Origin of the sequence: Streptosporangium sp. NPDC001681 (assembly GCF_040298085.1) — a bacterium.
Lineage (GTDB): Bacteria > Actinomycetota > Actinomycetes > Streptosporangiales > Streptosporangiaceae > Streptosporangium.
In genome coordinates this window covers 119182-128602 of sequence record NZ_JBEOZN010000012.1, presented here as the reverse complement: position 1 = coordinate 128602, position 9421 = coordinate 119182, and the positions used below count along the sequence as shown (strand labels likewise).

Below are 9421 nucleotides of genomic sequence, written 5' to 3'. Positions count from 1 at the left end.
GGGCCTCGCGCCCGGCGCGCAGCAGCTCGCCCAGGCCCGCGCGCATGAACCCGGCCAGCAACTCCTCCTTGCCGCCCGCGTAGTGGTACAAGGACCGCGCCCGGTCACGGGCCCGGCCGCGCCGCTCGTCGTTGGAGAGCCCGAACCCGATCACGCCCTGGTCCATGTAGTGCGTGGCGAGGCGGGCGAGGGTCTTGGCGTCGAGGGGGTGGCGGGTGCGGTTGGCGGCCACCACGACCGCGATCCCTATTCCCGCGTGGTCGGCGGCCCTGCGCGTCGCGTCGAGCATCAGCTCCATGGCCGAGGTGAGCCCGCCGAACTTCGACGCGTACCCGGACGGGTCGATCTGGATCTCCAGCCAGGCCGACCCCTCGGCCGCCTCGTCCTCGGCCGCCTCGCGCAGCAGCCGGTAGACGTCGCTCTCCCGCTGCAGGACGGAGCGCGCGATGTCGTACAGCCGCTGGAAACGGAACCAGCCCCGCTCGTCGGTGGCGCGCAGCCGAGGTGGCCAGTCCTCCTCAAGCGCGTCGGGAAGGTGTAAGCCGTGTTCGCGGGCCAGCTCGACGAGGGTCGAGTGCCGCATGGAGCCGGTGAAGTGCAGGTGCAGGTGCGCCTTGGGCAGTTCGCTGAGGGGACGTGGCATTTCAATAGAGTGCCGTACCTTCGGTGACCCCCGGTGTTCTTTGGTCCCGGCCTGACGGTCCGCTCGCGCGCTGCGGAGGGAGAAAGGGGACCTGTATGGCGGAAGGCGACGAGGAGGTTATTTCGGGGCGGGTGTGGCCGCCTTCCGGAAGTGCCCGTCCTTGTCGCATCCCCCGCTATATCGAGGAAATCTAGGAAACGGGCTTTCAGTGGACCATGTCTCCGTGCGACGGTAGATGCACACGTTGTCAGGACGCTGGGGCTGCCATGAAAGCGGACGTCTTCGTCGGCAGGGAGACCGAACTCGCCGACGTCTCCGCACTGCTCGAAAGGGTGCGGCACGTCACGCTGACCGGTCCGGCCGGGGCCGGGAAGACCTGCGTCGCCCTGCGGCTGGCCCGCACCCTCGAACCCCGGTTCCCGGACGGCGTCCACATCGTGGAGCTGTCGGAGGCACCCGGCGACCTCGACTCCCTGGCCGAGACGTTCGCCGACGCGATCGGCGTCCGCCGCAGGCCGGGCGTTCCCGCGCTGCGGGCGCTGGTCGACGAGCTCGTCACGCGCCGGACCCTGCTCGTCCTCGACACCTGCGACCGCGTCGTCGGCGTCACGGGCATCCTGGTCGGCCTGCTGTTGCGCTCAATCGAGGGACTACGTGTCCTGGCCACCAGCAGGCAGCGGCTGGGCCTGCCCGGCGAGCACCTCTACCCGGTCGGCGGTCTGCCCGACGCCGACGCCGTCAGCCTGATCGACACCCTCACCGCCGGTCTGATCGGCGGCCCCGACGCGGCCGAGCTCTGCGGGCGCCTCGACAACCTGCCGCTGGCGATCAGGCTCGCCGTGGCCGGCGGCGGCCCCGGGATCCTCGACGGGCTGGTCACCCTCGACGGCCGCCCGCTCTCCACGGCCGGGCTCGCCGCCTTCGACGGCCGCATGGCCTCACCCGACGAACTCGCCGCGGCCTTCGAGAGCCGTACGGCCCCCTCCGCCGGTCGCGGGACCCACGGCGAAGGGCACGACGCGGAACCGCACCGGCTCCCCTCCGCTCCCCGGCGGCACAGCTCCATGCGCGTCGCCCTCGGCTGGAGCCACGAACTCTGCACCCCGCCGGAACGCCTGCTGTGGGCACGGGCCTCGGTCTTCGCCGGCACCTTCGACATCGAGGCCGCCGAGGAGGTCTGCGCCGGCGGCGTCCTCGCCGCCAAGGACATCCTCGACGGCCTGCTGGGGCTGCTCGACAAGTCCGTCCTGGTCCGCGAGGAGGGCGAGAACGGGGTCCGCTACCGCCTGCTCAACACGGTCCGCGAGTTCGGCCTGGTCTGGCTCGACCGGCTCGGCGAGACCGAGGAGATCCAGCGCCGCCACCGTGACCACTTCCTCGCCCTGTCCGCCCGCGCCGAGATGAGCTGGCAGGGCCGCCAGCTCGAGTGGTACCGCAGGCTGGTCCTCGAATGCGGCAACATGCGCGGTGCCATCGAATACTGCTACTCCCGGCCGCAGGAGTACCGCCGCGGTCTCGACCTGGTCGGCAACCTGTGGTTCCTGTGGGCGTGCTGCGGCATGCAGGCACCCGGCGACGACCTCCTCCAGCGCGGCCTCGACCTCGACCGCACGGCCAGCCCCGAGCGGGTCAAGGCGCTCTGGGTGCACGCCTGGGTCTCGATCCAGCGCGGCGACCTCGAACGCGCCGAGCGCATCCTCACCGAGTGCGCGGCCGAGGACGCCAACGGCTACGCCACGGCCTACGTCAGCCAGTTCCAGGCCCATCTGGCCGTCGTCAGGGGCGACGTGGGCGAGGCCCTGCGGCTCATCAAGCACGCCCGGGTGCGCCACCGCTCCACCGGCAACGTCTTCCCCGGCTTCCTGCCCACCTACACGGTGGTCGCCACCGCCATGATGCTCGCCGGCCACCACGAGCAGGCCGTGTCCATCCTGCGGGAGGGACGTGAGCTCTGCGAGTCCTGCGGCGACTACTGGACCCTCATCCGCCTCGACCTTCTCCTGGGCCAGGCCGAGCACCTCCTCGGCAACCCCGCGTCCGCCGCGGAGTCCGCCCGCGGCTCCCTGCGCGGAGGCCGCCTGTTCGGCGACACCATCTCGCTGATGGAGGCGCTGGAGGTGTTCGTCGTGATCGCCGAGTCATCCGCCGACGACACCTTCGCCGCCATCATGTTCGGGGCCTCCCGCGCCGCCTGGAAGAACGCCGGGGTCCCGCCCAGCCGCTCACCCATGATCGCGAGCCTGATCCGTACGTCCGAGCTGAGGCTGCGCGGGCGCCTGGGCAGGGCGGAGTTCGACCGGCTGGAGGAACAGGGAGGTTCGATCAGCCTGCGCGACGCGGTGGAACACGCGATCCAGGGGAACCTTTCTTGACGCCGCGCGGCAACCTGCCGGTCGCGATGAACAGTTTCTTCGGACGCGCCGCCGAGCTTGACGAGATCACGAAACTCCTCACCGGAACGCGCCTGCTCACCCTGCACGGCGCCGGGGGCGTCGGCAAGACGCGCCTCGCCCTCCAGGCGGCGCGGAGCGTCCGCGACGACTACCCCGACGGCGTCTGGGTGGCCGAACTCTCCTCGGAGACGGACGGCGACCTGCTCGCCGGCCGCGTCGCCGGGATGTTCGGCCTGCGCGCGAGGGCCGGACGCCCGGCCCTCGCGTCCCTCGTCGAGTTCCTCGCCGACCGGCGGCTCCTGCTCGTCCTGGACACCTGCGAGCACCTCGTCGGTCCCTGTGCCGCCATGGTCACGGCCATCCTGACCGGCGCGCCCGACGTCCAGATCATCGTGACCAGCCGCCAGGAGCTCTGCCTGCCGTACGAGGTCGTCATGGGCGTCGATCCCTTTCCCGTCCCTCCGCCCGAGGCCGCCGACCTCGCGGGGTACGACGTGATGAGCCTCTTTCTGGACCGCGCGACGGCCGTCGCCCCCGGGCTGCGCACGGACGAGCGGGCCATGATGGCCGTCGCCAGGCTCTGCCGGAGGCTCGACGGCGTCCCGCTCGCCATCGAGCTGGCGGCCGGTCACGCGCGTGGCCTGTCGGCGATCCAGCTCGCCGACCAGCCCGAAGACCGCTTCAAGCTGCCGGCCGACGGCGAGGGAGTCCTCGTACGCCACCACACGCTGCGCACCGCGGCCGGCTGGAGTCACGAGCTCTGCACGCCCGCGGAACGCCTGCTCTGGGCCCGCCTGTCGGTCTTCGCGGGCACCTTCGACGAGGAGTCGGCACGCGGCGTCTGCGCGGACGAGTGCCTGCCCGACGTGGCCGGTGTGCTCGCCGTGCTCGTGACCAAGTCCGTCGTCACCCGCGTGGGTGATCGCTATCGCCTGCTCGACACCATCAGGGACTACGGGCGCGACTGGCTCGACGAGCTGGGCGAGGGCGCCCTGATGCGCCGCCGCCACCGTGATCACTACCTGGCCGCCGCCCACCGCATGGACGCCCAGTGGTGCGGCCCCCGCCAGCTCGAATGGGCACGCTGGGCGCGCGGGGAACTGTCCAACATCCGCGCGGCACTCGACCGCTGCCTCGCGGGCGGCGACCACCGCACCGCCCTGGAACTGGCCGGAGCCCTGTGGGTTCTCTGGTGTCACCTGGGCCTCGTCCGGGAGGGCCGCCACTACCTCGACCGCGCGCTGGCCGCCGTCCCGGCCCCGGACCGAGCCAGGTCAAGACCGCTCTGGGTCGCCGCCCACCTCGCGCTCCTCGCGGGCGACATACCCCTGGCACGCAGGCGGGCCAGGGAGAGCGCCGAGAGCGCCCGGCGCCACGGCGACGGCGAGACCGAGGCCCACGCCCACCTCCGCCTCGCCGGGGCCTGCCTGCTCGCCGGCGACCTGGAGGGCGCGCGGGGGTACGCGCTGCGCGGAGCCGCCGGGTTACGGCAGGTCGAGCCCGGCTCGTCAGGCCTGTTCTCCGTTCCCCTCCTCCTGGCCATGGCCGCCACGTTCGGTGGCGACTTCGACAGGGCGGTGGAGATCCTGCGCGAGACGCGCCGGCACTGCGAGGCGCGTGGAGAGCTCTCCCAGCGAGCCCTGAGCGACTACATCCGCTCTCTGGCCCTTCTGGGCCGGGGGGAGGTCGCCGAGGCCTCAGCCGCGGCCAGGGCGGCGCTGGAGGTCAACTGGCGGCTGCGAGACGTGGTCGGCGGCGTGCTCGCCATCGACCAGCTCGCCCGGATCGCCGCGGCCGCGGGTGACGGCTCCCGCGCCGCCTGGCTCCTCGGCGCCGCGCAGCGCATCTGGATCACCTTCGGGCTGCCCGGCCTGGGGGCCGACACCATGACCGGGCTCCGCGAGGCCGCCGCGGCCCGCGCCGAGGGGCTGATCGGGGAGACCGCCTACGCGCTGGCCTTCGCCGAGGGGGCGGCCTCCCACTTCGAGTCCGCGGTGACCTACGCCCTGCGCGACTGAGCCGGGCTCATCCGGCGGGCGCGGAGGCCGTCCGCCCGTCACCCCGCCGGCCGGAGCCCGATCCGGCGGGGGTGCGGCGGCCACTCGTCTCCCGCCCCGGGAGGCGTTCAGCGGGCCTGGCTGAGGAACTTGACGATGCGGCCCACGCCCTCGACCAGGTCGTCGTCGCCGAGTGCGTAGGACAGGCGGAAGTAGCCCGGGGTGCCGAACGCCTCCCCGGGGACGACCGCCACCTCGGCCTCCTCCAGGATGAGCTCGGCCAGCTCGGCGGAGGTCGCCGGACGGCGGCCGTCGAAGTCCTTGCCCAGCAGTTCCTTGACCGACGGGTAGGCGTAGAAGGCGCCCTTCGGCTCGGGGCAGAACACGCCCGGGATCTCGTTGAGCATCCGGACCATGGTCTGGCGGCGGCGGTCGAAGGCCTCGCGCATCTGGGCCACGGCCGACAGGTCGCCGCTGACGGCGGCCAGCGCGGCGATCTGGGCGACGTTGGAGACGTTGGAGGTGGCGTGCGACTGCAGGTTGGTCGCGGCCTTGACGACGTCCTTGGGGCCGATCAGCCAGCCCACCCGCCAGCCGGTCATCGCGTAGGTCTTGGCGACGCCGTTGAGGATCACCACCTTGTCGCCCAGCTCGGGGGCCACCGTGGCGATGCTCGCGAACGTCGCGTCGCCGTAGGTCAGGTGCTCGTAGATCTCGTCCGTGACGACCCACAGGTCGTGCTCGGCGGCCCAGCGGCCGATCTGGGCGACCTGCTCGGGGGAGTACACCGCGCCGGTCGGGTTGGACGGGGAGACGAACAGCAGGACCTTGGTCCGGTCGGTGCGCGCCGCCTCCAGCTGCTCCACGCTCGCCAGGTAGCCGGTGGTCTCGTCGGTCACCACGTCGACCTGGACGCCGCCGGCCAGCTTGATCGCCTCGGGGTAGGTGGTCCAGTAGGGGGCGACGACCAGCACCTCGTCGCCCGGGTCGAGCAGCGTGGCGAACGCCTCGTAGACGGCCTGCTTGCCACCGTTGGTGACCAGGACCTGGGCCGCGTCGACCTGGTAGCCGGAGTCGCGGAGCGTCTTGTCGGCGATGGCCTGCTTCAGCTCGGGAAGGCCGCCGGCCGGCGTGTACTTGTGGAACCTGGGGTTACGGCACGCCTCGACGGCCGCCTCGACGATGTAGCCGGGAGTGGCGAAGTCCGGCTCGCCGGCGCCGAAGCCGATGACCGGGCGGCCTGCCGCCTTCATCGCCTTGGCCTTGGCGTCCACGGCCAGCGTGGCGGACTCTGAGATCGCGGAGATGCGTGTTGAGATGCGGGGACGGGTCATACCTCCATGGTTACAGACCTGTGCCGCTGTTCCCGCCGGGTATCCACCATCCGGACGGCTCGCCCCGGCAGGCCCGAGCACCCGGGGGAGATTCGCTGAGCTGGGCGATCGCCCTCCGGTTCGACGAAGTGAGCAATCACACGTAGACTCCGGCATGTTCTTTCCGCCGCATGCGTGAACCGGCGGTCAAGACCGTGAGCCGCGGACAAACTTCGGTCCAACCGATGTATGGTGGTTCATGTCTTAGGGCACTAGCGCAATTGGTAGCGCACCGGTCTCCAAAACCGGCGGTTGGGGGTTCGAGTCCCTCGTGCCCTGCGAGGAGCGGTCCGCGCATCTGGCGTCTAGCGCGCCGCTGATATGCGTTGGACTCGATGGATTCAGGTGAGGACTGTGGCGATCGACACGCGCGGCGAAACCGCAGACAAGCCGAGCGGTGAGAAGAAGACGAAGCGCACTTCTCCCGCCCTTTTCTATCGGCAGGTTGTCGCCGAGCTGCGTAAGGTCATCTGGCCCACGCGCAAAGACCTCATTTCGTACACCATCATCGTCCTGGTCTTCGTTCTGATCATGGTCGGGATCGTGTCGGCTTTGGATGCGCTGTTCACCGAGGGCGTGCTGAGAATCTTCGGCGGAGCCTGAGCCGCGGTCTCCGGCGGGCGGACCGCCCTGCGGACGAGTCCATCAGCCATCGACGAAAAGAGAAAGAGCACCGTGTCCGAGTCTGCACAGTCGGCCGGCGAGCCCCGCGAAGAGCGCGAGGATGAGCTGGAGAAGGCCGTAGACGTCACCGAGGAATCGCTTGGCGAGTCCGACGGGCAGGATGTCGACGCCGAAACCGACGCCGACGCCGAAAACGAGGCCGAGCAGGCCCCGGCCGGCGCCGTCGACGAGGACGGTGACGTCCTTCCCGACGTCGACCCGGTCGAGGAGTTCAAGCGGCACCTGCGGGGTCTGTTCGGCGAGTGGTACGTCATTCACTCCTACGCCGGCTACGAGAACCGCGTGAAGTCCAACATCGAGACCCGCACGCAGTCCCTCAACATGGAGGACTACATCTTCCAGGTCGAGGTGCCCACCCACCACGTGACCGAGATCAAGAGCGGCAAGCGCCAGCTGGTCAAGGAGCGGGTGCTGCCCGGCTACGTGCTGGTCCGGATGGAGCTCACCGACGAGTCCTGGTCCGCGGTGCGTAACACGCCCGGCGTGACCGGTTTTGTCGGTCTCTCCAACAAGCCGAGCCCGCTGAGCCTCGAAGAGGTCGCCAAGCTGCTCGCGCCCGAGCCGTCGGAAGAGGTCAAGAAGTCGACCGCGAAGGCCTCCGCCGCGACCGTCGACTTCGAGATCGGTGAGTCCGTCACCGTCATGGACGGCCCGTTCGCCACGCTGCCCGCCACGGTCAGCGAGATCAGCGCCGAGTCGCAGAAGCTCAAGGTGCTCGTGTCGATCTTCGGCCGCGAGACCCCGGTCGAGCTCTCGTTCAACCAGGTCTCGAAGATCTAGGCCGGTCGCGTAGACTTCGTCAGTCTGCCCCGCGGTCGCGGGGATGTTCCGTCCACCGCGCCGGTCAAGCTGCGGTTGCCGTGGTGGGCCCCGCGGTGGTGGTCCCCGCGGTCGCGGGGACTCAGGAACACCGTTCAGAGAAGAAGGACCCGGAGAGAAGCATGCCTCCTAAGAAGAAGCTCGCCGCGCTGGTCAAGGTTCAGCTCCCCGCCGGCCAGGCCACGCCCGCGCCGCCGGTCGGTACCGCCCTCGGTCCGCACGGCGTCAACATCATGGACTTCGTGAAGCAGTACAACGCTGCCACCGAGGCCCAGCGCGGCAACATCATCCCCGTTGAGATCACCATCTACGAGGACCGCACCTTCACCTTCGTCACGAAGACGCCTCCGGCGCCTGAGCTGATCAAGAAGGCCGCCGGTGTCGCGAAGGGTTCGGCCGTCCCGCAGAAGGACAAGGTCGGCAAGCTCACCAAGGAGCAGCTGCGCCAGATCGCCGAGACCAAGATGCAGGACCTCAACGCCAACGACATCGAGGCGGCCGAGAAGATCATCGCTGGCACCGCCCGGTCGATGGGCATCACGATCGCCGACTAGCAACACCCGCCGTACGGACCCGGCGGCGACCTCGCGGCGATGAACCTCGTCCGCGAGATCGAACAGGGATCCAAGTAGGCGGATCAGAGCGACATCCGCCAATTTCGGAGTAAGTGGAGGGGCCGGCGCTGGCCCGTACCACGGACACTCGGATCAAAGGAGTGAGCAAGTGAAGCGCAGCAAGGGATTCCGCGCCGCAGCGGCGCAGGTCGACCGCGACACCCTGTACAGCCCGGCCCAGGCGGCCAAGCTGGCCAAGGAGACCAACGTCGCCAAGTTCGACGCCACCGTCGAGGTGGCCCTGCGGCTGGGTGTCGACCCCCGCAAGGCCGACCAGATGGTCCGCGGCACCGTCAACCTCCCGCACGGCACCGGCAAGACCGCCCGGGTCCTGGTCTTCGCGACCGGTGACCGTGCCGAGGAGGCCCGCGCCGCGGGTGCCGACATCGTCGGTGCCGACGAGCTGATCGACGAGGTCGCCAAGGGCCGCCTCGACTTCGACGCCGTCGTCGCCACCCCGGACCTCATGGGCAAGGTCGGCCGCCTGGGCCGCGTGCTCGGCCCCCGTGGCCTGATGCCGAACCCCAAGACCGGCACCGTGACCCCGGCCGTCGGCAAGGCCGTCACCGACATCAAGGGCGGCAAGATCGAGTTCCGTGTCGACCGGCACGCGAACCTGCACTTCATCATCGGCAAGGTGTCCTTCGGCGAGCGTCAGCTCATCGAGAACTACGCCGCCGCCCTCGAAGAGGTGATCCGTCTCAAGCCGTCCGCGGCCAAGGGACGCTACGTCAAGAAGGTCGTCTTCTCCACGTCCATGGGCCCCGGCATCCAGGTCGACCCCAACCAGACGCGGGCGCTGACCGCCGAGCTCGACGCCTGATACCAGACGTCTTTCGCAGCGGGCCTCAACCGAATGGCCATTCGGTTGAGGCCCTTCTTCGTTCTTCCGAAGGAC

Annotated in this window: 8 protein-coding genes and 1 tRNA gene; 7 read left to right on the top strand and 2 right to left on the bottom strand. The window is 70.3% G+C overall.

Annotated elements, in window-relative coordinates; genetic code table 11:
* Positions 1-643 (bottom strand): amidohydrolase family protein (locus ABT130_RS08410; RefSeq protein WP_502992103.1); only part of this gene is annotated, 643 nt, incomplete at its 3' end.
* A gap of 266 nt (positions 644-909) precedes the next feature.
* Between ABT130_RS08410 and ABT130_RS08405 the strand changes: the two genes are divergently transcribed.
* A complete protein-coding gene (locus ABT130_RS08405; RefSeq protein ID WP_350953885.1) occupies positions 910-3015 on the top strand; it encodes an ATP-binding protein in 2106 nt (701 codons plus the stop codon).
* Positions 3016-3041: 26 nt separating this feature from the next.
* Positions 3042-5054 (top strand): ATP-binding protein, encoded by a 2013-nt coding sequence (locus tag ABT130_RS08400; protein ID WP_350953883.1) that lies wholly within the window; start codon positions 3042-3044, stop codon positions 5052-5054.
* Between the two features lie 107 nt (positions 5055-5161).
* On the opposite strand, the gene ABT130_RS08395 is transcribed toward ABT130_RS08400, so the two are convergent.
* The gene (locus ABT130_RS08395; protein ID WP_350911349.1) at positions 5162-6367 is read right to left on the bottom strand and encodes a pyridoxal phosphate-dependent aminotransferase; all 1206 of its coding nucleotides are present in this window, start codon (positions 6365-6367) and stop codon (positions 5162-5164) included.
* Between the two features lie 245 nt (positions 6368-6612).
* Here ABT130_RS08395 and ABT130_RS08390 point away from each other — a divergent pair.
* The 5 genes from ABT130_RS08390 to rplA all read left to right on the top strand — a co-directional run bounded on the left by ABT130_RS08390 (position 6613) and on the right by rplA (position 9346).
* Positions 6613-6685 (top strand) — tRNA-Trp (locus tag ABT130_RS08390).
* Between the two features lie 75 nt (positions 6686-6760).
* Entirely contained in the window at positions 6761-7009 is a 249-nt protein-coding gene (gene secE, locus ABT130_RS08385; RefSeq protein WP_329089906.1) for a preprotein translocase subunit SecE, read from the top strand.
* 72 nt (positions 7010-7081) lie between these two features.
* The gene (nusG, locus tag ABT130_RS08380) at positions 7082-7870 is read left to right on the top strand and encodes a transcription termination/antitermination protein NusG (RefSeq protein WP_350911351.1); all 789 of its coding nucleotides are present in this window, start codon (positions 7082-7084) and stop codon (positions 7868-7870) included.
* A 161-nt stretch (positions 7871-8031) separates the two neighbouring features.
* On the top strand, positions 8032-8463 hold the full coding sequence (rplK, locus tag ABT130_RS08375; RefSeq protein ID WP_343968369.1) for a 50S ribosomal protein L11: 432 nt from the start codon (positions 8032-8034) through the stop codon (positions 8461-8463).
* A 169-nt stretch (positions 8464-8632) separates the two neighbouring features.
* Positions 8633-9346, top strand: coding sequence for a 50S ribosomal protein L1 (rplA, locus tag ABT130_RS08370; protein WP_030923988.1), 714 nt, complete (start codon positions 8633-8635; stop codon positions 9344-9346).
* Positions 9347-9421 lie beyond the last annotated feature (75 nt).